The sequence below is a fragment of the Citrobacter sp. Cpa228 genome, from assembly GCF_030333085.1.
Taxonomy (GTDB): Bacteria; Pseudomonadota; Gammaproteobacteria; order Enterobacterales; family Enterobacteriaceae; genus Citrobacter; species Citrobacter pasteurii.
Window position 1 is genome coordinate 83,444 of the sequence record NZ_JAOWGQ010000042.1, and the last position, 24,661, is coordinate 108,104.

The following is a 24,661-nucleotide window of genomic DNA, read 5'->3' on the forward strand; positions in this document are numbered from 1 at the left end:
TGGCAGCTAACGCCTTATCCGGCCTACGAGAGTATATAAACGTAGGCCGGGCAAGCGAAGCGCCCCCGGCATCGTGTATTACAACCGCACCGAATCAATATGCCAGATGTTCTCGGCGTACTCTTTGATCGTCCTGTCCGACGAGAAGTAGCCCATATTAGCGATGTTTATCATCGACTTCGTGGTCCACTCTTCCGGGTGACGATACAGTTCATCAACCTTATCCTGACAATCAACGTAGCTGCGATAATCCGCCAGCACCTGATAGTGGTCGCCAAAGTTGATCAGTGAGTCCACCAGGTCACGGTAGCGTCCCGGCTCCTCGGGGCTGAATACGCCACTGCCGATTTGCGTCAGCACCTGGTGCAGCTCTTCATCTTTCTCGTAATACTCACGCGGCTTGTAGCCCTGACTACGCAGCGCCTCCACTTCTTCCGCAGTATTCCCGAAGATAAAGATATTCTCTGCGCCCACATGCTCCAGCATCTCAACGTTAGCGCCATCCAGCGTACCGATGGTCAGCGCACCATTGAGAGCAAATTTCATATTACTGGTCCCGGAGGCTTCGGTCCCGGCTAGTGAGATTTGCTCAGACAGGTCGGCGGCAGGAATAATCACCTGCGCCAGGCTGACGCTGTAGTTAGGAATAAACACCACCTTCAGCTTGTCGCCAATCTGTGGATCGTTGTTAATCACTTTCGCGACATCGTTAATCAGGTGAATGATGTGCTTCGCCATGTAATAGGCCGAAGCCGCCTTACCGGCAAAAATATTCACACGCGGCACCCACTCGGCGTCAGGATCGGCCTTAATACGGTTGTAGCGGGTGATCACATGCAGCACGTTCATCAACTGACGCTTGTACTCGTGAATACGCTTGATCTGCACATCAAACAGCGATTTCGGATTCACCACCACATTCAACTGCTGCGCGATGAGCGTCGCCAGCCGCTTTTTGTTCTCCAGCTTCGCATGACGCACCGCCTGGTTCACCAGCGGGAAATCGCAGTGTTGTTCCAGTTCGCTGAGCTGACTGAGATCGGTGCGCCAGGTACGGCCAATGTTCTCATCCAGCACATTGGAAAGCGCCGGGTTCGCCAGCGCCAGCCAGCGACGCGGCGTCACGCCGTTGGTAACGTTGCAAAAACGGGTTGGGAAGATCTTCGCAAAGTCAGCGAACAGCGACTGTACCATCAGGTTGGAGTGCAGCTCAGAAACGCCGTTAACCTTGTGACTCACCACCACCGCCAGCCATGCCATACGCACCCGGCGGCCGTTGGATTCATCGATGATCGACGTCCGCCCCAACAGATCCGTATCGCTCGGATACTGCTCCTGCAGCGTTTTCAGGAAGTAATCGTTAATCTCAAAGATGATTTGCAGGTGGCGCGGCAGAATTTTACCCAGCATATCCACCGGCCAGGTTTCCAGCGCCTCGCTCATCAGCGTATGGTTGGTATACGAGAAGACCTGACAGCACACCTCAAAGGCATCGTCCCAGCTAAACTTGTGCTCATCAATCAGCAGACGCATCAGCTCAGGAATCGACAGCACCGGATGGGTGTCATTGAGGTGAATAGCAATTTTATCTGCCAGATTATCGTAGGTTTGGTGCAGCTGATAATGGCGACTCAGAATGTCCTGGATCGTCGAGGAGACCAGGAAATATTCCTGACGCAAACGCAGCTCGCGCCCGGAATAGGTAGAGTCATCCGGATACAGCACGCGGGAGACGTTCTCGGAGTGGTTTTTATCTTCCACCGCCGCAAAATAGTCGCCCTGGTTAAATTTACCGAGGTTGATTGCGCTACTGGCCTGGGCGTTCCACAGACGCAGCGTGTTGGTGGCGTCAGTGTCGTAACCCGGGATAATCTGGTCATAAGCTACCGCCAGAATCTCTTCGGTCTCGATCCAGCGCGTTTTCTTGCCTTCCTGCTGAATACGCCCGCCAAAACGCACTTTGTAGCGTGTATTGTGGCGTTTAAATTCCCACGGGTTACCGTATTCCAGCCAGTAGTCCGGCGACTCTTTCTGTCGGCCATCGACAATATTCTGTTTGAACATCCCGTAGTCATAGCGAATACCGTAACCGCGCCCCGGCAGACCCAGCGTTGCCAGAGAGTCAAGGAAGCAGGCCGCCAGACGACCAAGACCACCGTTACCAAGACCAGGGTCGTTCTCTTCGTCAATCAGATCTTCAAGATCCAGCCCCATGCCTTCCAGCGCATTTTTGACATCGTCATAAATCCCCAACGATAACAGTGCATTGGAAAGCGTGCGGCCAATAAGAAACTCCATTGACAGATAATAGACCTGGCGAGTTTCCTGCGATAATTGCGCACGGTTAGAGCGCAGCCAGCGCTCCACGAGACGATCGCGCACCGCGAATAACGTGGCGTTAAGCCACTCATGTTTGTTGGCAATGACCGGATCTTTGCCAATCGTGAACATCAGCTTGTAGGCGATAGAATGCTTAAGAGCCTCTACGCTGAGTGTGGGCGATGCATAAGTAAATGGAGCATTCATATAGGTGATTCCTGGATATCTATTTCAGGCGATAGTAAAGCTCACGGTAGGACTTCGCCGCGACTTGCCAGCTAAAATCCATTGCCATTGCCTGACGTTGCACAAACCGCCACAGCGAAGGGCGCGACCACAACACGAAAGCACGCCGGATCGCCCGTAACAGCGACCAGGCATTACTATCTTCAAATACAAACCCACTGGCGATACCGTCCGCCAGGTTTTCCAACGAACTATCAGACACCGTATCAGCCAGCCCGCCGGTACGCCGCACCAGCGGCAACGTGCCGTACTTCAGTCCATACAATTGCGTTAAGCCGCACGGCTCAAAACGGCTGGGCACCAATATCACATCGGCTCCGCCCATGATGCGATGCGAGAAGGCCTCGTGATAACCAATCTGCACGCCAACCTGGCCTGGATGTTCCGCGGCCGCAGCTAAGAACCCTTCCTGCAATACCGGATCGCCCGCGCCGAGCAACGCCAGTTGTCCGCCCTGCTCTAACAACCCAGGCAGCGCTTCCAGTACCAGATCCAGCCCTTTTTGACTGGTCAGACGGCTGACTACGGCAAACAGCGGCACTTTATCGTTAACCTTAAGTCCCATCGCAATCTGTAGCTGCCGTTTGTTCTCGGCCTTCTCTTCCAAAGAGTCACGCGTATAGCGCGACGCCAACAGCAGATCGGTTTCCGGGCTCCAGATTTTTTCATCAACACCGTTCAGCACGCCGGAAAGACGCCCTTCGCGATGGCGCTGCTGCAACAACCCTTCCATGCCGTAGGCGAACTGCGGCTCGGTAATTTCCCGCGCGTAGGTCGGACTGACCGCCGTAATGTGGTCGGCGTAGTACAACCCGGCCTTCAGGAACGAAATCTGCCCGTTAAATTCCAGTCCGTGCACGTTAAAGAACGACCATGGCAATTGGATGTCATCCATATGCTTTGCATAAAACATGCCTTGATACGCCAGGTTGTGTACGGTGAACACCGATTTCGCCGGATGGCCGCGCGCCGCCAGGTACGCTGGTGCCAGGCCAGCGTGCCAGTCATGCGCATGCACCACATCCGGGCGCCAGAATGGATCAAGGCCGCAGGCCATTTCACAGCCGACCCAACCCAACAGCGCAAAACGCAGCACGTTATCGGTATACGCAAACAGGTTCGTATCGTGATACGGGCTCCCGGGACGGTCATAGAGATGCGGCGCATCAATCAGGTAAATGCCGACGCCGTTGTAGTGTCCGAACAGCAGCGTGATCCTGCCCGCGAAGGTATCCCGGCGCGTCACGACCTGCGCATCGGGAATGCCGCGACGAATATCAGGAAACGCCGGAAGCAACACGCGGGCATCCACACCGTCCGCAATTTGTGCCGCAGGTAACGCCCCAATAACATCCGCCAGTCCCCCGGTTTTTAACAGGGGGAACATCTCTGAACAAACGTGTAAAACCTGCATTATCGCTCCTGTTTGATTTGCAGTTTGCGTAGCATTTCACGCGTGACCAGCACAATGCCTTCCTCTGAGCGGTAGAAGCGACGAGCATCTTCTTCCGCATTTTCGCCAATCACCATGCCCTCAGGAATGATGCAGGCGCGATCGATAATGCAACGACGTAAGCGACACGAACGTCCCACCCACACTTCAGGTAACAACACTGCCGAATCAATGTTACAGAAAGAATTCACCCGCACTCGCGGGAACAGTACGGACTGCACCACCACCGAACCGGAAATAATACAGCCGCCGGAAACCAGCGAGTTCAGCGTCATGCCGTGGCTACCGGAACGGTCCTGCACGAATTTCGCCGGCGGCAGCGATTCCATATGCGTACGGATTGGCCAGTCCTGGTCGTACATATCCAGTTCAGGCGTCACCGAAGCCAGATCGAGGTTCGCCTTCCAGTAGGCTTCCAGCGTTCCCACATCACGCCAGTATGGCTCGGATTCCGGGTCAGACTGCACGCAGGACAACGGGAACGGATGTGCATACGCCATGCCAGCTTCGGTGATTTTTGGGATGATGTCTTTGCCAAAATCGTGACTGGATTTTTCATCGAGATCATCTTCCGCCAGCAGTTCATACAGATAATCGGCGTTGAAGATGTAGATCCCCATACTGGCAAGCGATTTGGTCGGATCGCCAGGCATCGCCGGCGGGTTGGCTGGTTTTTCAACGAATTCGATAATTTTGTCGTTTTCATCAACAGCCATTACGCCAAACGCACTGGCTTCTTCGATCGGCACTGGCATACAGGCGACGGTGCAACGTGCGCCTTTCTCGACGTGGTCGATCAGCATGCGTGAGTAGTCCTGCTTATAAATATGATCGCCTGCGAGGATCACCACATATTCCGCTTTGTAGCGTCGAATGATATCCAGGTTTTGGGTCACCGCATCCGCCGTGCCGCGATACCAGTTTTCACCCTGCATTCTCTGCTGTGCAGGCAGCAGATCGACGAACTCGTTCATCTCTTCGCTAAAGAATGACCAGCCGCGCTGAATATGCTGCACCAGGGTATGTGACTGGTACTGCGTGATCACGCCAATACGACGGATCCCGGAGTTAATGCAGTTGGATAAGGCAAAATCAATAATGCGGAATTTACCGCCAAAGTGCACGGCGGGCTTGGCTCGTTTGTTGGTTAAATCTTTCAGACGGGTTCCGCGGCCACCGGCCAGGATCAGGGCAACAGATTTTAATGGCAGCTGGCGCGCCAACATTACACGATCGTTCTTCTCTAAACTCACCATGACTAACTCCTTTTTATCTTCTCTGGAACACACACAGTCCGTGCGCAGGTCCCTGCCAGACAGCCGTAAGCACCGGATTATCCTCTCCGGCAAATGGGGGAATGGCGTGCCATTCCCCTTCAGGTAAAACAATATCTGTCACCTCAAGCGTGGCGTTTATTGCAATCAGAAAACGGTCTGAAAGCTGGATTTGCATCTGCCTCGGGCCGTTTTGCCACTCATCCGCACTTAAGGGTTGTGCGTACTTATTCAGCCAACGAACATTGCCATCGCCCTCTTCCCACCAGCAATCACCCGTTAATGCGGGTATTTGCTGACGCAGATGAATCAGCGCCGCAGCAAATGTGGTTAGCCCACTGTTTGCCTGCTGCCAGTCCAGCCAGGTTAAGGCGTTATCCTGACAGTAAGCGTTATTGTTGCCGTGCTGGCTATGACCATGCTCATCGCCCGCCAGCAACATCGGCGTCCCCTGGGAGAGCAACAGCGTGGTTAACAGCGCATGAATGCTGTCGCGCCGCCGCTCAATCAGGTCCAGCGTGCCGCCTAATCCTTCTTTACCATGATTGTCGCTGTAGTTATTGCTAGTGCCGTCCCGATTTTCCTCACCATTCGCTTCATTGTGCTTATTTGTGAAGCACACACAGTCGCGCAGCGTAAAACCGTCATGCGCGGTCACCAGATTGACGGAAGCGCTGGGTTTGCGGCCATTGCGTTTAAACACATCGCTGGATGCGGCGAAACGTCCGGCAAACTCTCCTAAAGACAGATTACGCTGAAGCCAGAAGCGTCGACTTGCATCGCGAAAATGGTCATTCCACTCGGCAAACGGCGGTGGGAAATTACCCACCTGATATCCGCCTTCACCAATATCCCACGGTTCCGCAATCAGTTTGACGCGAGAGAGCAGCGGACAGTTTTGGATCGCGGTAAACAGCGGCGCATCCTGACGAAACGCCGGCGTACGCCCCATGACGGATGCTAAATCAAAACGAAAGCCGTCCACGTGACAGGTTTCAACCCAATAACGCAGGCATTCGCAGGCATACTCCACCACGCCGGGATGGCTCAGATTGAGGGTGTTGCCACAGCCGGTCCAGTTGTAGTAATCGCCATCTTCCCTAATCCAATAATAGCTACGGTTATCAATTCCGCGCAGCGAGAAGACCGGCCCATCAAGATCCAGTTCGGCGCTGTGGTTCAAAACGATATCGAGAATGACCTCAATACCCGCTTTATGCAGTGCTTTTACCGCATCACGAAACTCATCCAACGCACTCTCTGGCGAGCAGGCATAAGCCGGATGCAATGCAAACATCGCTACCGGGTTGTACCCCCAGTAGTTCGACAATCCCAGCCGCTGAAGACGCGGTTCGTTGGCGAAATGCGCGACGGGCAACAGCTCCAGCGCGGTAATGCCAAGACGCTTGAAATAGTCGAGCATCACCGGATGACCCAACGCTTTGTAAGTCCCGCGAATCTCTTCCGGCAGGTCAGGATGCAAATACGTCAGCCCTTTGACATGCGCTTCGTAAATCACGGTATTGCCCCACGGCGTGCGTGGCGGGGTATCGTCTTCCCAGTCATACCGATCTGACACCACCACGCTTTTCAGGGCGATGGCGGCGTTATCATGGTGATCCGGTTCATTTAGCCCGCCGTGTAGCAGCGGGTTATCTTTTAACTCGCCCTCTACCCGACGCGCGCAAGGGTCGAGCAGCAGTTTCGCCGGATTAAACCGGTGGCCCTGCTGTGGTTGCCACGGGCCATGTACACGATAGCCATAGCGCAGACCGGGACGGGCGTTGGCCAGATAGCCGTGCCAGATATCCCCGCTACGCCCCGGCAGGTCGTAGCGGTGTTCGCAACCTTGCTCATCAAATACGCATAACTCAACGCGTTCGGCATGGGCCGAGAAAAGGGTGAAATTGACGCCATGGCCGTCATACGTTGCACCATGGGGTGTGGCGTTGCCGGTTGCCAGTTGCGTCATTACCCCTCCCGAACCAGCCAAATCGTTGCCAGCGGAGGCAACGTAAGGCTTAGTGAGTGCTGCCGACCATGGCTGGCGATTTCATCACTGTGCACTGCCCCACCATTACCGGTATTGCTGCCGTGGTAGTGCATCGAGTCGGTATTGAGGATTTCACGCCATTTGCCCGGTTGATTGATGCCAAAACGGTAGCCATGGCGCGGCACTGGCGTGAAGTTACTGGCGACGATAATTTCATTACCGACCTTGTCACGACGGACAAAAATCAGCACCGACCGTTCGTTGTCATCTACCACCAGCCACTCAAAGCCATAGGCATCAAAATCCAGCTCATGCAACGCTTTATGATGACGATAGGTGTGGTTCAGGTCGCGGACCAGTCGCTGTACACCGTGGTGCCAGTTGTCGCCGCCTTCCAGCAGGTGCCAGTCGAGGCTGGCGTCGTGGTTCCATTCGCGTCCCTGAGCAAACTCATTGCCCATAAACAGCAGTTTCTTGCCTGGGAAGGCCCACATCCAGCCGTAGTAGGCGCGCAGGTTGGCAAACTTCTGCCACGCATCGCCCGGCATGCGGTCGAGAATCGATTTCTTGCCGTGTACGACTTCATCGTGTGACAGTGGCAGAACAAAGTTTTCGGTGTAGTTGTACAGCATGCCGAAGGTCAGCTTATCGTGGTGATACTGACGATGAACCGGGTCCAGTTTCATGTAATCCAGCGTGTCGTGCATCCAGCCCAGGTTCCACTTGTACCAGAAACCTAAACCGCCCATATCCTGCGGTCTTGAGACGCCGGCAAAGTCGGTGGACTCTTCCGCCATGCTCACCGCACCAGGCACCTGTTCACCAAGAATACGGTTGGTATTGCGCAAGAACTCAATGGCTTCGAGGTTTTCGCGACCACCAAATTCGTTCGGAACCCATTCCCCTTCTTTACGGCTGTAGTCGCGATAAATCATCGATGCCACAGCATCCACGCGCAACGCATCGATACCAAAGCGCTCAATCCAGTACAGGGCATTGCCCACCAGATAGTTGCTGACTTCACGACGGCCATAGTTGTAGATCAGCGTATTCCAGTCCTGGTGATAGCCTTCACGCGGGTCGCTGTGTTCATACAAACTGGTGCCATCAAACTGAGCCAGACCAAAGTCGTCCGACGGAAAATGGCCCGGAACCCAGTCGAGGATCACGTTCAGCCCCGCCTGATGGGCGGCATTGATAAAATAGCGGAAGTCATCGCGCGTGCCGAAACGGCGGGTCGGCGCGTACATGCCGGTAGGCTGATAACCCCAGCTGCCGTCAAACGGGTGTTCGTTAATCGGCAGCAGTTCAAGATGGGTAAAGCCCATCCACTTGGCGTAAGGCACCAACTGATCCGCCAGCTCACGATAGCTCAGCCAGAAGTTGTTATCGGTATGACGACGCCATGAACCCAGATGCACTTCATAGATAGAGATTGGCGCATCAAACTGGTTAGCTCTTTTGCGCTCCTCAGTTTGCACCACTTTTTCCGGCAAACCACAGATAAGCGATGCGGTTTCCGGGCGCATTTGCGCTTCAAACGCGTAGGGGTCGGCTTTAATACGCAGCTTACCGTTCGCATCGATCATCTCGTATTTATACAGCTGCCCCTGCTGGGCTCCGGGGATAAACAGCTCCCAGATACCACTCTCTTTACGCAGGCGCATGGGGTGGCGTCGACCATCCCAGTAGTTGAACTGTCCCACGACTGAAACACGCTGTGCATTCGGCGCCCAGACGGAGAAACGCGTGCCGGTAACGCCATCCATAGTGTCCGCATGCGCACCCAGCGTCTCGTAAGGTCGCAGGTGCGTACCTTCAGATAACAGCCAGGCATCCATATCCTGGATTAGCGGGCCAAAACGATAAGGGTCATCAATCAGATTCTGCTGTCCATGCCAGACAACGGCCAACTGATAGCGAAAGAAATTCTTACGGCGGGGAAGTACTGCACAAAAAAAACCGCGAGAGTCGAGGCAATCCAGCTTGCCGACTTTACGTCCGGTTTTTGGTTCGATCACCCACACTTCGGTGGCGTCAGGTAATAGGGCGCGGACTTCAAGTCCAGCGTCAGTTTGGTGCATACCGAGTACGGAAAAAGGATCCGCAAAATGGCCTGCAATTAGCGCATTAATCACGTCTCTATCGATACGAACGGACATGGTTGTCATCCTGTTTTATGGTGTCACCCCTTCCAACTGATTTTCGACATCAGGTAGTGACACTTTTTTTGACCTGAACGGCGCAGCACAATTGTGCATCCTCTCTGCGTCGTCCCACCTTCAGGCAACAACTTAATACCTCCGGTACTAAGTCACCCTTAAAGAATAGCCAATGCTTTATCTTACTCCTGGTAAAAAATGAAACATCTGCGCTTACTCCTGTATTACGCAAAAAAAAGGGCGACTCAGCACCCTTTATTCATTAACAAACCATTACGCCAGTTGACGTAACATGCGGCGCAATGGCTCCGCAGCACCCCAAAGCAGCTGGTCACCTACGGTAAAGGCTGACAGGAACTCCGGTCCCATATTCAGCTTACGTAGACGACCTACTGGCGTGGTCAACGTGCCGGTAACGGCCGCCGGGGTTAACTCACGCATAGTGATTTCACGATCGTTTGGTACCACTTTCGCCCACGGGTTGTGCGCCGCCAGCAGTTCTTCCACGGTCGGAATAGACACATCTTTTTTCAGTTTAATGGTGAACGCCTGGCTATGGCAGCGCAGCGCGCCGACGCGCACGCACAAACCATCAACCGGGATCACCGAAGACGTGTTGAGAATTTTGTTGGTTTCCGCCTGCCCCTTCCACTCTTCACGGCTCTGGCCGTTATCGAGCTGTTTGTCGATCCACGGAATCAGGCTACCGGCCAGCGGTACGCCAAAGTTATCAACCGGCAGGTCACCGCTGCGGGACAGGGTCGTTACTTTGCGCTCGATGTCGAGGATAGCAGAGGAAGGCGTCGCCAGTTCATCGGCCACATGGCTATACAGATGCCCCATCTGCGACAGCAGTTCACGCATATGGCGCGCGCCGCCGCCGGAAGCCGCCTGGTATGTTGCCACGGATACCCAGTCAACCAAATCATTGGCAAACAGGCCGCCGAGCGACATCAGCATCAGGCTAACGGTGCAGTTACCGCCGACAAAAGTCTTAATGCCTTTGTTCAGACCGTCGGTAATGACATCCTGGTTAACCGGATCGAGAATGATGATGGCATCGTCTTTCATGCGCAGTGAAGAAGCCGCGTCAATCCAGTAACCCAGCCAACCGCTTTCACGAAGCTTTGGATAGATTTCGTTGGTATAATCGCCGCCCTGACAGGTCACGATGATATCGAGCGCCTTTAGCGCGTCCAGATCATAAGCGTCCTGAAGCGTGCCGGTCGCGGATCCACCGAACGTCGGTGCCGCCTGCCCGAGCTGGGAAGTAGAAAAGAAAACAGGGCGAATGGCGTCAAAGTCGCGCTCTTCAACCATGCGTTGCATGAGAACAGAGCCGACCATACCGCGCCAGCCGATAAAACCAACATTTTTCATAGCGTTTTTTTCCTGCAGAGATGTGTGCTGTGTATGCTAACCAGTATCCTACTGGCCTATCCTTCACCATACAAAAAGCAGCCAAAGTCGCAAGTGAAATTAATCAATGATAGCGAAGCCATCAGTAATGCGACTTATCCCGCTGCGCAAGCAAGCAGAAAGTCCGTGGTAATTATCAGGGAATTTGAGTTATGAATGAAATCATTTCAGCGGCAGTTTTGTTGATCCTGATTATGGATCCGCTCGGAAATTTGCCCATTTTCATGTCCGTATTAAAACATACCGAACCAAAACGCCGCCGCGCGATTATGATTCGCGAGCTGTTTATTGCGCTGTTGGTGATGCTGATATTTCTGTTTGCGGGCGAGAAAATTCTGGCATTTCTTAACCTGCGCGCGGAAACCGTGTCGATCTCCGGGGGCATCATTTTGTTCCTGATCGCCATTAAGATGATTTTCCCCAGCGCCACCGGGAATAGCACCGGACTTCCGGCAGGCGAAGAGCCGTTTATCGTACCGCTGGCGATTCCGCTGGTAGCAGGCCCAACAATCCTGGCTTCATTAATGCTGTTGTCGCATCAATACCCTAATCAGATGGGGCATCTGGTGATTGCGCTGCTGATCGCCTGGGGCGGTACGTTTGTGATTCTGTTGCAGTCGTCGCTGTTTTTACGCCTGCTGGGGGAGAAAGGGGTGAACGCGCTGGAGCGCCTGATGGGGCTGATTCTGGTGATGATGGCCACCCAGATGTTCCTCGATGGCGTACGGATGTGGATGAAGGGGTGATGTACTCGTTTCACGCCGGGTGGCGGCTTCGCCTTACCCGGCCTACGATGTGGATGTGTGCTCATTTGTATGCCCGGTAAGCATAGCGCCACCGGGCAATCAGCGCCGTGAATGTGTTTATGAGAAACACCTCAATCATCTAATCCCCTGAAAAAACGTATTTTCATTTCTGCGAAGCGCCTTCCGGAATGCCCTCTTGTCAGCATCGTGGATAAGCCTTATCTTCTCGCTGCACCTGCAAAATCAGGTGTCAGAATTAGCCTTCTGAAAATCATACTGGCGACATATACTTCTATGTCGTGCGACCGATTTCGTCTCAATGGCGGGTCGAGCGGAGGCGTCGCAAGACGCGCCGGTATCCAGTATGACCGGTAAGGCTAACTCCGCTCGATTCCGCCACCCGCGAGATTAGCCTCTCCGGTGGTGGTTTAAATAAAACATACTGGAGGCTGCCCTATGGCGACTCCCCCTCTCTTTTCACACTCTTTATTTACCCTGCCCTTTAGCCATGCCACGGACTTCACCGAACTGGCGGATAACTGCGAGCGTTTTGTCGAAGGACTGGTTGAATGCCATGACCCGGTTGAAAAACTGGCGATTTGTGCACGTTTGTCGGCCTGTCTCGCATTATTGCAACCGACCTTAACGGAGCCTGTACCGCAGCATCTGCAGGCCAGTCTGACGGTAGAAACATTCCCGACCCGTTTTCCCCTTTTCGAGCCTGAGCCCGACCAGATGGGGCGTTACTGCCAGCTTTTGACGCATTTGCTGATGAGCAAAACGCTTTCTGATGATATGGAGCGAGTGGCGGGTGATTTGCTGCAGGATTTGGTGGGCTATTTCGCCGACACGCTGAAAGCGCCGCGTTGGTTGAAAACCGAGGATGGGGTGATGGTGCTGTAAAAAAGCCGGGTGACGCTTGCGCTTACCCGGCCTACGATGTGGATGTGTGCTCATTTCCAGGCCCGGTAAGCGCAAGCGCCACCGGGCAACAAGACTCAGCTCAACAGCTGGAAGGCAATCATACCGACAATTGCGCCGACCGTACCGAGGATGGTTTCCATCATCGTCCAGGTCTTCAACGTTTGTGCTTCCGTTGCGCCGGTAAATTTACCGAACAACCAGAAACCGGCGTCGTTAACGTGGCTGACCACGATCGAGCCGCCTGCGATACAAATAGACAGTGCCGCCATCTGTGCGCCGGAGAAGTTTAGCTGTTCAATCACCGGCATCACCAGACCGACCGCCGTTAAGCACGCCACGGTCGCAGAACCCTGAATGATACGCACCGCTGCCGCCAGCACGAAGCAGGTAATGGCAATCGGCAGACCCATTCCGGTTAACGCTTCGCCCAGCGCCGGACCGACGCCGGAATCAACCAGCACTTGTTTAAACACGCCACCTGCACCAATCACCAGCAGGATAATCCCCGCCGGTTGCAGCGCATGACCGCAGATCTCCATCACTTTGTCTTTTGGCATACCCTGGCGAATCGCCAGGCCGTAAATAGCCACCAGACACGCTACCAGAATCGCGGTAAACGGGTGACCGATAAACTCGAACCATTCATAGGTTGTAGAACCGACCGGCACAAAGCGCGCGGCGATAGTTTTCAGACCAACCAATACCAGTGGCAGCAGGATCAGCGACAAGCTAAAGCCGAAGGACGGCATTTTACCTTCGCCCAGATGCGGCTCGGTAATGTCATCAGGAATGTTCAGCTCAACGTAACGGCTGATGAAATTACCCCACAGCGGCCCGGCGATAATCATGCCCGGAATCGCGGCACACAGGCCAATCAGGATCATCCAGCCAAAGTCAGCGTGCATCTGTGAAGCCAGCAGCATTGGCGCAGGCCCCGGCAGGAGAAACGCCGCCGCCGCCGCCACACCCGCAAACAGCGGAATGACTAATTTAACCAGGTTGGTACCGGTGTGACGCGCCATCGAGAATGCGACACTTATCAGCAGCACAATCGCCACTTCAAAGAACAGCGGCAGCGCGCAAATCAGACCGGCCAGGCCAATCGCGTAATGTGCGCGGCTGTGGCCGAAGGATTTCAGCATTTTGACGGCAATTTGATCGACTGCACCGGTCTCATGCAAAATCTTGCCGAACATCGCCCCCAGCGCCACAACAATCGCCAGGAAACCGAGCGTGCCTCCCATCCCTTTTTCCATGGTCGCAGCGATTTTATCGAGCGGCATACCGGAAAAGAGACCTGCACCAATAGACACCACCATCAAAGCAAGGAAGGCGTGCATACGCGCCTTCATCACTAAAAACAGCAGTAATAAAACGGACCCTACTGCTGTTAAAACAAGCGTTAATGTACTCACTACTTACTGCCCTGGTTAATAACCTCAATGGTGCTGGCGACCACACCGTCCAGTGGTTGATCGATATCGACCACCAGTACATCGTTTTCATTCGCACCTGGTTCTTCCAGCGCTTCAAACTGGGTCACCAGCATCTGCGTTTTGAAGAAGTGGCCTTTACGCGCTTTCAGGCGGCTTTCGATAACGTCAAAATCCCCTTTCAGATAGATGAAAGAGAGGTTCGGGTTACCGTCGCGCAGCTGGTCGCGATAGACTTTTTTCAGAGCGGAACAGACGATCAGCGAAACCTTGTTGGTACGCTGCATCGCAAAGGCGGCGTCGTTCAGCGCCTGTAACCACGGTTTACGGTCATCATCGTTGAGTGGCTCACCGGAAGCCATTTTCATGATGTTGCTGCGCGGATGGAGAAAATCGCCATCAAGAAACGCGGCCTGCAGTTGATGCGCCACAAGGCTTGCGACAGCAGATTTACCGCTGCCCGATACGCCCATCAGAACGTAAACGTGGTGATCATGATTAGTCGTGCTCAAAGCGTTGCCCCCACTGGTACAAGAATCTGGAAATTGTTACGGGTAACTGTTATCGGTAACATTGTCCAGCCGGATAAATAGAGAAGCAATATCCATTCGTGCCCGAAGTGTATAAGTGTGAGCTACTTCAAACTTGTTGGCTTAAATAGATCCGCCCGGTGACAAGGTGAAACCTAAATCTAACATTTTTGGTGTGACTGCTTCACCACGGATGCGCGCCAGCAGGCGTTCAGCGCCAATGCTGCCCATGCGTTCACGCGGCGTGAGCACGCTCGCCAGACGCGGCTCCATCACCTGTCCGATGTCGTGACCGTGGAATCCGGCAATCGCCATGTCATCCGGGATTTTTAGCCCTAAACGCTGGCATTCGAAGGCCGCCCCTACCGCCAGGTCATCGTTGGTACAGAAGACGCCATCGAGCTGCGGGTATTCACGTCGCGCCTGACGGATGAGTTCAATACCGGAGGAGTAGGAAGAAGACTGTTCCACCATTACGCTGTACGGCACCAGGTTGGCATCGCGCATTGCCTGCTCGTAGCCTCTCTGTTTGATGATAGTACGTTCATCAAGACGTGCGCCAAGATAGGCAACATGACGGTGCCCGCGGGCAATGATCGCGGCAGTCATTTGGCGCGCGGCTTCGAAGTTGTCAAAACCGACGGCGATATCCAGACACGGGGACTGGCTGTCCATCAGCTCAACCACCGGGATACCGGCGACCTCAATCATTTTCAGGGTACGAGGCGTGTGGCTACGTTCGGTAAGGATCAGGCCATCAATATTCCACGACAGCATCGATTCCAGACGCTCCTGTTCCATCTCGGGTTTATAGCCGTAGTGCGCCAGCATGGTCTGATACCCATGGGCGTCGGTAACGGCCTCAATACCGCGTAGCACTTCAGCAAAAACCTGGTTGGTAAGAGAGGGCAACAGGACGCCGATAGCACGGCTGGTGGCGTTAGAAAGGATATCAGGAGCGCGATTGGGAATATAACCCAGCTCATCAAGTGCAGCGGCAATTTTGCCCCGCAGCGCCACGGAGACCTGCTCCGGATTACGCAAAAAGCGGCTGACCGTCATTTTGGTCACGCCCACGCGGTCGGCTACATCCTGAAGTACGGGTCTTTTCTTTTTCATCGTCCTGAAGCGTTAAAAAGGGATAGATTTTCCCAGTTTACCACGGACGTGCGTGAACCTTCGCAGAGAAAAAAAGGAGTTTTTGATTGTGAGAAATACACAAAATCATTCGAGTTGCATCAAGGCGGCGACGCAGTGAATCCCCGGGAGCGTACATTAAGTACGCGACCGGGGTGAGCGAGGAAAGCCAACACAGGTGCGGCTTGAAGGATGACGTGTATTTTTATACAGGCGGCAGGTCAAACAGTAACACTTCGCTGTCGCTGTCGGCATGAATAGAAATAGCCTGCTCATCCCAGATTGCCAGACCATCGCTGGTGGTCGCTTTGGTTCCGTTAATGGTGACGTTGCCTTTAACGACCTGGATCCAGACGCGACGTTCAGCGGCAATCTGATGTACCGACTGCTCATCTTTAAGCAGCGCCCAACGGTACAGCTCCATATCCTGGTACACTTTCAGCGAACCATCGCGGGCATCCGGCGACAGCACCAGTTGTTTACCCTGAACAGCATCGAAACGACGTTGCTCGTAACGCGGCGTAATGCCATTTTCCTGCGGCATGATCCAGATCTGATACAGATGCAGCTTCTCAGTATTGCTCGGGTTGTACTCCGAGTGACGGATCCCCGTCCCGGCGCTCATAATCTGAAACTCTCCGGCCGGCACCTGCTCTTTGTTGCCCATGCTGTCCTGATGTTCCACCGCGCCTTCCAGCACGTAGGTCAGGATTTCCATGTCTTTATGGGGGTGAGTGCCAAAGCCCTGGCCTGCGTCAATCACGTCATCGTTAATCACGCGCAGTGCCGAAAACCCCATAAAGTTCGGGTCATAGTAGTTGGCAAAAGAGAAGGTATGCCAGGAATCGAGCCAGCCATGATTCGCATGACCGCGGTCGTTAGCTTTGCGTAAATAGATCATTGTGTTCACCCCCAGATGTTTTCGATGGAGTAAGTGTGGACTCAATCCGCCCGGGATCATAGAGGGTGAAAATTGACTCCTCTGTTCAAAAAATATGAACAAGCCCAGAGGAGTCTGTGCAAGCTATTTAGCGAGGGTTATCGTCGCCGGAGACGCCTGTTCAAAGGCGCGTTCGAGAAGTTCCAGGTTGGTAAGAACTTCAGATTCCTTGACGTAATTAGGCGTACCGGCGGTCAGCGTCTGGTATAGCGCATCATAGACGCGACCATAGTCCCCGACTTCCGGTTTCATCTCTTCTTTTACCGTCAGGCCGTCATCGTTGACATACTCCAGTACCCCGATGGAATCGTCAGCAGCGAAACCTGGCTCACCCGGCATGATATTGGCCTTCAGGCTGGTTTCCTGCTGGTCGATGCCGTACTTCACAAACGAGCCTTTGGTGCCGTGAACGATAAATTTCGGATAGTCAATTTTCACCAGATGACTGGTTTTAACAATGGCTTTCAGGTCGCCGTAAAACAGCTGTGCTTCAAAGGTATCGTCCGGGTTCGCTTTATTACGCAGGCTGCGGATGTCATAGGCCACATGATCGGGGCGTCCGAACAGCGAGATAATCTGATCCATGGTGTGTACGCCCAGGCCATAAAACGCGCCGTCCTGCGGCAGTCCCGGCTTAGTTTCCGCCACCGGACGGTAGTAATCGAAATGGCTTTCAACCTCAACAATTTCGCCGAGTTTGCCGCTCGCAATCGCCTTTTTAGCGGTGAGGAAGCAGGAGTCAAAACGACGATTCTGATATGGCGTAACGGTCAGCCCTTTGCTTTGCGCCAGTTCGAACAGCACTTTTGCTTCTGCCAGCGTCGGCGTGAACGGTTTCTCAACCAACACGTTTTTACCCGCCTCCAGCGCACGTTTGGCGTAGTCAAAATGGCTGTCAGCATGAGTACAAACGATCACTAACTTCACCTGCGGATCGTTTAAGATCTCGTCGAGGTCACTGGTGAAGTGAATATGCGAATACTGCGGCGCCTGCTCTTCCGGTTTCGCGTTGCGGCGGAAAATATGTGCGACATGCCAGCTGTCTTTGCGGTTGAGGACGTAAGGTAAATGGTAGCGAGTGGTACTTTTACCAAAACCAATAAATGCGCAGTGTAAGGTCATGAGACAATCCTTTTGAAGATGATTATCTACACCATAGCGCAAAGCGGCTGGAGACTGAATGTTGGATTCTTTGCCGGATGCGGCGTTGCCTTATCCGGCCTACAAAGCAGATGCCTCAAGCTCAAGCTCGGGCGTCAGTGGCGCAGGCAGATTATTCACGGCCTGCGCGCAGCAACCGGAGCGTACACAGAGTACGTGAGGATTGCGAGCACAGCCCGGGATTAAGCTGACAAGCAAACTAGCCCGAAACCCAGCCTCAAAAAAAAAGCCAGCAAAAGCTGGCTAAAGTAATACTGGAAGCAATGTGAGCAATGTCGTGCTTTCAGGTTCTCCGTAGGGGTTCCCCTGAACGCAGAGCAATAATAATCATTCTCATTCGCACTTGTCTACTTCTTTTTGCAAAAAAATGCAGTTGACGGAATTTTCTTTCTCAGCGAGGGTAAAGACTCAATTAACCCTGAAGGAGATAAGGAATGAGTGAGATAGTGATTCGCCACGCTGAACCTAAAGATTACGACGCCATTCGTCAGATCCATGCCCAGCCGGAGGTGTATCACAACACGCTACAGGTTCCTCATCCTTCCATGGAGATGTGGCAAGAGCGACTAACCGAACGGGTCGGAATCAAACAACTGGTCGCGTGCATTGATAATATCGTCGTCGGACATCTCTGCATCGACGTTGCTCAGCGCCCCCGCCGCAGCCATGTCGCCGATTTTGGTATCTGCGTTGATGCCCGCTGGCAGAATCGCGGCGTTGCCAGCGCGCTTCTCCGTACGATGATCGACATGTGCGACAACTGGCTACGCGTCGACCGTATCGAATTAACGGTGTTTGTTGATAACGAACCTGCGGTTGCGGTCTATAAAAAGCATGGCTTTGAGATCGAAGGGACAGGTAAGAAATACGGCCTGCGCAACGGCGAGTACGTGGATGCGTACTTTATGGCGCGCGTGAAATAACGGGTAAGAAACCAACCGCCAGGAAGCACTCGCCGGGCCTGCATCAACGGCAGACCCGGCAATACCATCAATATCCTGCAGTTAAATCATCCACGGAACGCGGGTCGGATGCGCCATACAGTGCGCCATCCGGTCCTACCATAATGCTCTGTGTGCTACCCATCGCTTCCTTCAGCGCGACTTTCTGCCCTTTCTGCTCCAGCAGCTTAATGGTGTCCGGGCTAAACCCTTTCTCAACGCGCAGTTCATCGGGCAACCATTGATGATGGAAGCGCGGCGCGTTGGTCGCTTCAGCGACATTCATTCCAAAATCAATGCTGTTGACTACCATTTGCAGCACGGTAGTGATAATTCGGCTCCCGCCAGGGCTACCGGTAACCAGCCAGGTTTTCCCGTCTTTTACCACAATAGTCGGCGACATCGACGACAGTGGGCGCTTCTTCGGCCCAACAGCGTTAGCATCGCCGCCCACCAGCCCGTAAACGTTCGGCACACCCGGCTTGGCGGAGAAATCATCCATCTCATTATTGAGCAGAATGCCGGTGTTACCCGCTACAATGCCGGTTCCGAAGGTGGTATTCAGGGTATAGGTCACTGCCACGGCATTCCCGTCTTTATCTACCACCGAGAAGTGAGTGGTCTGGTTACTTTCATAGGGAGCAAGTTTGCCAGGCTTGATTTGGCTGGAAGGCCTGGCCTTGTTGATATCAATCTGATCGGCAAGCGATTTGGCATAAGCTTTGTTGGTCAGCGCCTGCCATGGCACTTTCACAAAATCCGGGTCGCCCAGATACTCCGAGCGGTCGGCGTAGGCATATTTTTCTGCTTCAGCCATGATCTGCATGGCATCGGCGCTGCCAAACCCGTACTTCTTCATATCAAAGTTTTCGAGAATATTGAGGATCTGCACGATGTGAATACCGCCAGAGGACGGCGGTGGCATCGAGAAGACTTGATACCCGCGATAGTCGCCGCTAATCGGCGTACGCTCCACGGCTTTATAGCTGGCTAAATCCTCTTTGGTCATCAACCCGCCGTTTTTCTGCATTTCCCCAGCTATCTGATCGGCAATCGCCCCTTTATAAAACGCATCCGGGCCATTTTCGGCAATCATCTCGAGGCTTTTCGCCAGGTTCGTTTGCACCAGCTTGTCGCCCTTTTTCAGCGGCTCGCCGTCTTTCCAGAAAATGGCTTTGCTGTTCTCGTGATTAGGGAGCACTTCGCTGCCATAGGTTTTCAGATCGTCAGCCAGCGCATCGTTAACCACAAAGCCTTCTTCCGCCAGCTTCATTGCCGGGCGCACGACTTTGTTCAGCGGCATCGTGCCGTATTTCTCCAGCGCCAGCGAGAAACCCGCCACCGTACCCGGCGTACCGGATGCCAGATGCGATGTCAGCGACTTTTTCGCATCAGCGTTGCCCTGCTCATCAAGGAACATATCGCGAGTCGCGCCAGCTGGCGCCATTTCACGAAAATCAATCGCCGTGGCGTTACCGTCTTTGGTACGCAGTAGCATAAACCCACCGCCGCCCAGATTGCCCGCCTGCGGATGCGTCACCGCCAGCGCGTAGCCAACGGCTACAGCGGCATCAACGGCATTCCCGCCCTGTTTCAGAATATCCACCCCAACCTGCGTGGCCAGCGCATCCACGGAAGCCACCATCCCCTGCTGCGCACGCACAGGATGGAACACATCTTCTTCAACACCGTAGGATACCGGCGGTGGCGCAGCCGGTGCAGCAGCCACGCTAAAACAACTTCCTGAGAGCAGAGCAGCAATGGCTACCCGGCGTAAAAACGTCGGTTTTATCATCGTTATTCTCCAGATTTATGGGGTCGGCCCCCACTAAGCCTGGTGCATAACTCTGAAATAATCATCGTAACGGTAAGAAAGGAGTAAACTTAAGCGATCCCCGAGAGGAGAAAAGCGATGAAACGACTCTTACTTTTAGCCATGCTATTGCCGTTTGCAGGTTTTGCACAGCCCATCAACACCATGAATAACCCGAATCAACCCGGTTATCAGATCCCGAGTCAACAGCGTATGCAAACACAAATGCAAACGCAGCAAATTCAACAGAAAGGGATGCTCAACCAGCAGTTGCAAACGCAGACACGCATGCAGCAACAGCATATGGAAAACCAAATCAACGCCAATTCCCAGCGAGTACGTCAGTCTCAGCCAGGTGAGTTGAATTCCGGCCAGCAGCAAATGCTGCCCAACAGCAATGGCGGGATGTTAAACGGAACGCATAACCCGGACAACTCGCTGAATAAACAGCAACAGATGCTGCCGGAAAAAAAGAATGGCGACATGCTGAAGCCCTCCAGCACGCCGCAACCTAACGTTCCGTTAAAAACGCTTGGACCTTAACAGGGCTGGAAATCCGGCCCGATGACATCAATGGCATCGGTACAGATGCAGTCTACCCCCCAGCGTAGCAGTTCTGCCGCGCGCTGGGGTCGGTTGACGGTATACACCAGAATCCGCAGCCCCGCATCGCGCAACGCATCCACGCGCGCTTCATCCAGCAGCTTATGATTAAGATGAATAGAGACACAGTCCAACCGGGTGGTGAGCTCTCGCCAGTCCTCGCGCCACTCATCAAGCAGTAAACCACGCGGCAGCTCAGGCACCGACTGCTGCGCCGCTTCAAGCGCATCAATTTCAAAAGATGACAGTAGCGGCGACGTCATTCCCGACCACAGTTCACGCGCGGCCAGCGCCACGGCTTTCCCGGTCAGCACCCCGGTTCCCGTGGTCGGTTTGATTTCAATATTCGCCATCATGCCATGCTGGCGGCAGCGCTCAGCGACTTGCGAGAGCAGCGGCAGCGGTTCGCCTTTAAACTCACCGCTAAACCAGCCCCCGGCATCCACACGCAATAAATCCTGCCAGTTCAATTCGCCAGCCACGCCCCAGCCGTTGCTGGTGCGCTCCAGGTTGTCGTCATGCAGCAAGAAGATCTCACCGTCTTTCGACAATTTAGCGTCAAACTCAATCATGGTGTGACCGTATCGCGCTCCCATGTCGATTGCCGCCAGGGTGTTTTCCGGTGCCAGCTTACCGCCGCCACGATGGGCGACAATATGGGGGTAAGGCCAGTTACTCATACACGTTGTCCTGTTTCGCCATCAAAAAGATGCAGATGATTTTCTGGCAGATGCAGCCACAGCGTGCTGCCTGCCGTCGGGCGATGCTGATGCGCCAGTCGCACCACCAGCTTTTGCTCACCCCAACGTCCATGTGCCAGATTATCCGCACCCAGCATTTCCAGCGTGTCGACGACCAGCGGCACGCCACCTTCGGCCTGCGAGCTTAGCGCAATATGCTCCGGGCGGATACCCAGCGTCATGTTACGCCCAATACACTCCCCGACGCTTTTCCCTATAGGTAACGACATGCCATCGCCCAACTCAAAATGCGTACCCGAGGCGCTGATGCGACCATCCAGCAGATTCATCGCCGGGCTGCCGATAAAACTCGCCACAAAGCGGCTGGCGGGTTTTTCATACACCTCAACCGGGGTACCGATTTGCTCGGCAATGCCTTTGTTCATCACCATTACCCGTTGGGCGAGGGTCATCGCTTCAACCTGATCGTGCGTCACGTACAGCGAGGTGGTTTTCAGTCGGCGATGCAGATGTTGTAACTCCAGACGCATCTGTACGCGCAGCTTGGCATCAAGGTTAGAAAGCGGCTCATCGAACAGGAATACCGCCGGGTCGCGGACAATCGCCCGCCCCATGGCCACACGCTGGCGCTGGCCGCCAGAAAGCTCGCGTGGACGACGTTTAAGCAGGCCATCCAGCTCAAGAATACGCGCCGCCTCTTTCACCCGCTCAGCAATATGCTCCTTGCCCATCCCGCGGATTTTCAGTCCCCAGGCCATATTTTCTTCCACGCTCATATGCGGGTACAACGCGTAGTTCTGGAAGACCATCGCAATACCGCGATCTTTCGGTTCCATCTCGGTGACGCGCTTATTATCAATCCAGATATCGCCACCGCTCACCCGTTCAAGCCCGGCCACCATCCGCAGCAGCGTAGATTTACCGCAACCGGATGGCCCAACCATCACAATAAATTCCCCGTCCGCAACGTCCAGCGTCAGCGGTTTAATCACCTGGGTTTTGCCGTCCCAGCTTTTGGTTACTGCCTGTAGTTTTAAACCAGCCATTTTATTTCTCACTGTCCACTAAACCACGCACAAACGCGCGCTGCATGGCTAACACGATGATTACCGGAGGGATGAGCGTCAGCAGCATGGCTGCCATTACCTGGTTCCACTGCGTGGTGCCTTCACCGGTGGCAATCATGCCTTTAATACCCGCCACCGCAGTGCCCAAATTGACGTCGGTAATAATTAACAACGGCCACAGATACTGGTTCCAGCCGTAGATAAAGGTGATCACGAACAACGCCGCCAGATTGGTTTTTGACAGCGGTAGTACGATATCGCGGAAAAAACGCATCGGTGACGCGCCGTCAATACGCGCCGCCTCAACCAGTTCATCCGGCAGGGTCATAAAGAACTGACGGAACAGGAAAGTCGCTGTCGCAGATGCCATCAACGGCAGCGTCAGCCCCGCATAGCTGTCGAGCATCTTCAGGTTGGCGATCACTTCTACCGTCGGGAAAATACGCACCTCAACCGGTAGCATCAGGGTGATAAAAATCATCCAGAAGAACAGGTTGCGCAGCGGAAAGCGGAACCAGACGATGGCGAATGCGGAGAGCATAGAGACGGTAATTTTCCCTACCGTAATGCTGAACGCCATGATGAAACTGTTGAGCATCATCAACCAGAACGGTGCGCTATTCACGCCTACGCCGTTGACCCAGATGTATTTCATGTTTTCCAGCAGCTGTGTGCCGGGAACCAGCGTCATCGGCGTCTCAAACACCGCTTTATTGTCCAGCGTCGCCGCGACAAACGCGACGTACAACGGAAACAGGATCACCATGATTCCCATAATCAACATGGCATGGCTGAATATTGTCAGCCCACGACGGTTCTCAATCATTGGTAACGCACCTTACTTTCCACATAGCGGAACTGCACCACCGTCAAAATAATGACCAGGAACATCAACACCACCGATTGTGCAGCGGAAGAAGCCAGATCCAGTCCGACAAAACCTTCGCGGTAGATCTTATAAATCAGCGTCGTCGTCGCCTGTACCGGCCCGCCCGCAGTGGCAGCATCAATCACCGGGAAGGTGTCAAAGAAGGCATACACCAGGTTCACCACCAGCAGGAAGAAGCTCACCGGGGCAATGAGCGGCAGCGCCAGTTTAAAGAAGCGGCGAACCGGCCCCGCACCATCAATCGCGGCGGCTTCGATCAGCGAGCGAGGAATAGACTGCAGTGCGGCAAAGAAGAACAGGAAGTTGTAACTAATCTGCTTCCAGACCGACGCAAACACCACCAGGAACATCGCCTGACCGCTGTTTTGCGCATGGTTCCAGTCATAGCCAAACTCACCGAGAAAATGGGTAATCAGCCCGCGCCCGGGGTTAAACAGGAAGATCCACAGCACAGCGGCAACGGCGGGCGCAACGGCGTAGGGCAACAGCATCAACGTTTGATAAAAACGGCTGCCGCGCACCACGTAATTCACCAACGCGGCAAAAAATAACGACACCAACAGGCCGCTCACCGTAACCAACGAGCTGAACTTAATAGTGGTCCAGAATGAATCAAGGTAGTACGGGTCATGGAACAGTGCGACAAAGTTTTCCAGTCCGACAAACTGGCTGGAAAGACCAAACGGATCAACGGATTGTAGTGAGTACCACAGCGCTTCACCGGCGGGCCAGATAAAGAAAATAACGGTGATGACCAACTGCGGAGCCACCAGTAAATAGGGAAGCCAGCGCGAGCGGAACACCGGACGGGATGAGGACATGTAGATTTGATTCCTGAACAGCGCCGGATGGCGCTACGCTTATCCGGCCTACGCGCATTTGTAGGCCGGGTAAGGCGCAGCCGTCACCC

General features: G+C 54.0%; 21 protein-coding genes. 5 read left to right on the forward strand and 16 right to left on the reverse strand.

What is annotated here, in order from left to right; translation table 11 throughout:
• Positions 1 to 78: 78 nt before the first annotated feature.
• The 6 genes from glgP to asd all read right to left on the reverse strand — a co-directional run bounded on the left by glgP (position 79) and on the right by asd (position 10,827).
• A complete protein-coding gene (gene glgP, locus OGX91_RS08020; protein ID WP_005121612.1) occupies positions 79 to 2,526 on the reverse strand; it encodes a glycogen phosphorylase in 2,448 nt (815 codons plus the stop codon).
• Between the two features lie 19 nt (positions 2,527 to 2,545).
• Positions 2,546 to 3,979: a glycogen synthase GlgA gene (gene glgA / locus OGX91_RS08025; protein ID WP_040231717.1), complete on the reverse strand. Its 1,434-nt coding sequence runs from the start codon at positions 3,977 to 3,979 to the stop codon at positions 2,546 to 2,548.
• A complete protein-coding gene (gene glgC, locus OGX91_RS08030; protein WP_005121610.1) occupies positions 3,979 to 5,274 on the reverse strand; it encodes a glucose-1-phosphate adenylyltransferase in 1,296 nt (431 codons plus the stop codon). The genes glgA and glgC overlap by 1 nt, the downstream gene beginning before the upstream one ends.
• Before the next feature lie 13 nt (positions 5,275 to 5,287).
• Positions 5,288 to 7,264, reverse strand: a complete 1,977-nt coding sequence (glgX, locus tag OGX91_RS08035; RefSeq protein WP_286625905.1) for a glycogen debranching protein GlgX — start codon at positions 7,262 to 7,264, stop codon at positions 5,288 to 5,290.
• A complete protein-coding gene (gene glgB, locus OGX91_RS08040; RefSeq protein ID WP_040231714.1) occupies positions 7,264 to 9,447 on the reverse strand; it encodes a 1,4-alpha-glucan branching enzyme in 2,184 nt (727 codons plus the stop codon). Before glgB ends, glgX begins: the two co-directional genes overlap by 1 nt.
• Positions 9,448 to 9,720: 273 nt before the next feature.
• Positions 9,721 to 10,827 carry an aspartate-semialdehyde dehydrogenase gene (asd, locus tag OGX91_RS08045; RefSeq protein WP_182289698.1) on the reverse strand — a complete coding sequence of 369 codons (1,107 nt, stop codon included), beginning with the start codon at positions 10,825 to 10,827 and terminating at the stop codon, positions 9,721 to 9,723.
• Between the two features lie 191 nt (positions 10,828 to 11,018).
• On the opposite strand from asd, the gene yhgN reads away from it, so the two are divergent.
• Complete coding sequence (yhgN, locus tag OGX91_RS08050) at positions 11,019 to 11,612, forward strand: NAAT family transporter YhgN (protein WP_003023480.1); 594 nt, start codon at positions 11,019 to 11,021, stop codon at positions 11,610 to 11,612.
• A 456-nt stretch (positions 11,613 to 12,068) separates the two neighbouring features.
• On the forward strand, positions 12,069 to 12,515 hold the full coding sequence (locus OGX91_RS08055; protein ID WP_286625908.1) for a hypothetical protein: 447 nt from the start codon (positions 12,069 to 12,071) through the stop codon (positions 12,513 to 12,515).
• Between the two features lie 95 nt (positions 12,516 to 12,610).
• On the opposite strand, the gene gntU is transcribed toward OGX91_RS08055, so the two are convergent.
• From gntU to OGX91_RS08080, 5 genes are all read right to left on the reverse strand, one after another.
• The gene (gntU, locus tag OGX91_RS08060) at positions 12,611 to 13,951 is read right to left on the reverse strand and encodes a gluconate transporter (RefSeq protein WP_005121605.1); all 1,341 of its coding nucleotides are present in this window, start codon (positions 13,949 to 13,951) and stop codon (positions 12,611 to 12,613) included.
• Positions 13,951 to 14,481 carry a gluconokinase gene (gntK, locus tag OGX91_RS08065; protein ID WP_040231708.1) on the reverse strand — a complete coding sequence of 177 codons (531 nt, stop codon included), beginning with the start codon at positions 14,479 to 14,481 and terminating at the stop codon, positions 13,951 to 13,953. The genes gntU and gntK overlap by 1 nt, the downstream gene beginning before the upstream one ends.
• A gap of 141 nt (positions 14,482 to 14,622) precedes the next feature.
• Positions 14,623 to 15,618, reverse strand: coding sequence for a gluconate operon transcriptional repressor GntR (gene gntR / locus OGX91_RS08070; protein WP_008786351.1), 996 nt, complete (start codon positions 15,616 to 15,618; stop codon positions 14,623 to 14,625).
• Positions 15,619 to 15,841: 223 nt separating this feature from the next.
• Positions 15,842 to 16,537 (reverse strand): quercetin 2,3-dioxygenase, encoded by a 696-nt coding sequence (gene yhhW / locus OGX91_RS08075; protein WP_005121602.1) that lies wholly within the window; start codon positions 16,535 to 16,537, stop codon positions 15,842 to 15,844.
• Between the two features lie 123 nt (positions 16,538 to 16,660).
• A complete protein-coding gene (locus tag OGX91_RS08080) occupies positions 16,661 to 17,698 on the reverse strand; it encodes an oxidoreductase (RefSeq protein ID WP_005121601.1) in 1,038 nt (345 codons plus the stop codon).
• A gap of 58 nt (positions 17,699 to 17,756) precedes the next feature.
• Between OGX91_RS08080 and OGX91_RS08085 the strand changes: the two genes are divergently transcribed.
• Both OGX91_RS08085 and yhhY read left to right on the forward strand, forming a co-directional pair.
• Positions 17,757 to 17,897, forward strand: coding sequence for a hypothetical protein (locus OGX91_RS08085; RefSeq protein WP_286625911.1), 141 nt, complete (start codon positions 17,757 to 17,759; stop codon positions 17,895 to 17,897).
• Between the two features lie 274 nt (positions 17,898 to 18,171).
• Positions 18,172 to 18,660 (forward strand): N-acetyltransferase, encoded by a 489-nt coding sequence (yhhY, locus tag OGX91_RS08090; protein WP_005121599.1) that lies wholly within the window; start codon positions 18,172 to 18,174, stop codon positions 18,658 to 18,660.
• A 67-nt stretch (positions 18,661 to 18,727) separates the two neighbouring features.
• On the opposite strand, the gene ggt is transcribed toward yhhY, so the two are convergent.
• Entirely contained in the window at positions 18,728 to 20,473 is a 1,746-nt protein-coding gene (ggt, locus tag OGX91_RS08095) for a gamma-glutamyltransferase (protein ID WP_182289694.1), read from the reverse strand.
• 117 nt (positions 20,474 to 20,590) lie between these two features.
• Here ggt and OGX91_RS08100 point away from each other — a divergent pair, with 117 nt between their 5' ends.
• Positions 20,591 to 21,034 carry a DUF2756 family protein gene (locus tag OGX91_RS08100; RefSeq protein ID WP_005121597.1) on the forward strand — a complete coding sequence of 148 codons (444 nt, stop codon included), beginning with the start codon at positions 20,591 to 20,593 and terminating at the stop codon, positions 21,032 to 21,034.
• Here the strand turns inward: OGX91_RS08100 and ugpQ are convergent.
• The 4 genes from ugpQ to ugpA are packed head-to-tail and all read right to left on the reverse strand — an operon-like array spanning position 21,031 to position 24,572.
• The gene (ugpQ, locus tag OGX91_RS08105; protein WP_286625912.1) at positions 21,031 to 21,774 is read right to left on the reverse strand and encodes a glycerophosphodiester phosphodiesterase; all 744 of its coding nucleotides are present in this window, start codon (positions 21,772 to 21,774) and stop codon (positions 21,031 to 21,033) included. The two genes, OGX91_RS08100 and ugpQ, sit on opposite strands and share 4 nt — an antisense overlap.
• The gene (locus OGX91_RS08110) at positions 21,771 to 22,841 is read right to left on the reverse strand and encodes a sn-glycerol-3-phosphate import ATP-binding protein UgpC (RefSeq protein ID WP_005121595.1); all 1,071 of its coding nucleotides are present in this window, start codon (positions 22,839 to 22,841) and stop codon (positions 21,771 to 21,773) included. Before OGX91_RS08110 ends, ugpQ begins: the two co-directional genes overlap by 4 nt.
• A 1-nt stretch (position 22,842) precedes the next feature.
• Positions 22,843 to 23,688: a sn-glycerol-3-phosphate ABC transporter permease UgpE gene (gene ugpE, locus OGX91_RS08115; protein WP_003023450.1), complete on the reverse strand. Its 846-nt coding sequence runs from the start codon at positions 23,686 to 23,688 to the stop codon at positions 22,843 to 22,845.
• Entirely contained in the window at positions 23,685 to 24,572 is an 888-nt protein-coding gene (gene ugpA, locus OGX91_RS08120) for a sn-glycerol-3-phosphate ABC transporter permease UgpA (RefSeq protein WP_182289692.1), read from the reverse strand. The genes ugpE and ugpA overlap by 4 nt, the downstream gene beginning before the upstream one ends.
• Positions 24,573 to 24,661: the final 89 nt, after the last annotated feature.

What these genes read in the sequence shown, in the direction of transcription:
- glgP (WP_005121612.1), bottom strand. Translation starts at nt 2,526, where the DNA reads ATGAATGCTCCATTTACTTATGCATCGCCCACACTCAGCGTAGAGGCT.
- glgA (WP_040231717.1), bottom strand. Translation starts at nt 3,979, where the DNA reads ATGCAGGTTTTACACGTTTGTTCAGAGATGTTCCCCCTGTTAAAAACC.
- glgC (WP_005121610.1), bottom strand. Translation starts at nt 5,274, where the DNA reads ATGGTGAGTTTAGAGAAGAACGATCGTGTAATGTTGGCGCGCCAGCTG.
- glgX (WP_286625905.1), bottom strand. Translation starts at nt 7,264, where the DNA reads ATGACGCAACTGGCAACCGGCAACGCCACACCCCATGGTGCAACGTAT.
- glgB (WP_040231714.1), bottom strand. Translation starts at nt 9,447, where the DNA reads ATGTCCGTTCGTATCGATAGAGACGTGATTAATGCGCTAATTGCAGGC.
- asd (WP_182289698.1), bottom strand. Translation starts at nt 10,827, where the DNA reads ATGAAAAATGTTGGTTTTATCGGCTGGCGCGGTATGGTCGGCTCTGTT.
- yhgN (WP_003023480.1), top strand. Translation starts at nt 11,019, where the DNA reads ATGAATGAAATCATTTCAGCGGCAGTTTTGTTGATCCTGATTATGGAT.
- OGX91_RS08055 (WP_286625908.1), top strand. Translation starts at nt 12,069, where the DNA reads ATGGCGACTCCCCCTCTCTTTTCACACTCTTTATTTACCCTGCCCTTT.
- gntR (WP_008786351.1), bottom strand. Translation starts at nt 15,618, where the DNA reads ATGAAAAAGAAAAGACCCGTACTTCAGGATGTAGCCGACCGCGTGGGC.
- yhhW (WP_005121602.1), bottom strand. Translation starts at nt 16,537, where the DNA reads ATGATCTATTTACGCAAAGCTAACGACCGCGGTCATGCGAATCATGGC.
- OGX91_RS08080 (WP_005121601.1), bottom strand. Translation starts at nt 17,698, where the DNA reads ATGACCTTACACTGCGCATTTATTGGTTTTGGTAAAAGTACCACTCGC.
- OGX91_RS08085 (WP_286625911.1), top strand. Translation starts at nt 17,757, where the DNA reads ATGTTGGATTCTTTGCCGGATGCGGCGTTGCCTTATCCGGCCTACAAA.
- yhhY (WP_005121599.1), top strand. Translation starts at nt 18,172, where the DNA reads ATGAGTGAGATAGTGATTCGCCACGCTGAACCTAAAGATTACGACGCC.
- ggt (WP_182289694.1), bottom strand. Translation starts at nt 20,473, where the DNA reads ATGATAAAACCGACGTTTTTACGCCGGGTAGCCATTGCTGCTCTGCTC.
- OGX91_RS08100 (WP_005121597.1), top strand. Translation starts at nt 20,591, where the DNA reads ATGAAACGACTCTTACTTTTAGCCATGCTATTGCCGTTTGCAGGTTTT.
- ugpQ (WP_286625912.1), bottom strand. Translation starts at nt 21,774, where the DNA reads ATGAGTAACTGGCCTTACCCCCATATTGTCGCCCATCGTGGCGGCGGT.
- OGX91_RS08110 (WP_005121595.1), bottom strand. Translation starts at nt 22,841, where the DNA reads ATGGCTGGTTTAAAACTACAGGCAGTAACCAAAAGCTGGGACGGCAAA.
- ugpE (WP_003023450.1), bottom strand. Translation starts at nt 23,688, where the DNA reads ATGATTGAGAACCGTCGTGGGCTGACAATATTCAGCCATGCCATGTTG.
- ugpA (WP_182289692.1), bottom strand. Translation starts at nt 24,572, where the DNA reads ATGTCCTCATCCCGTCCGGTGTTCCGCTCGCGCTGGCTTCCCTATTTA.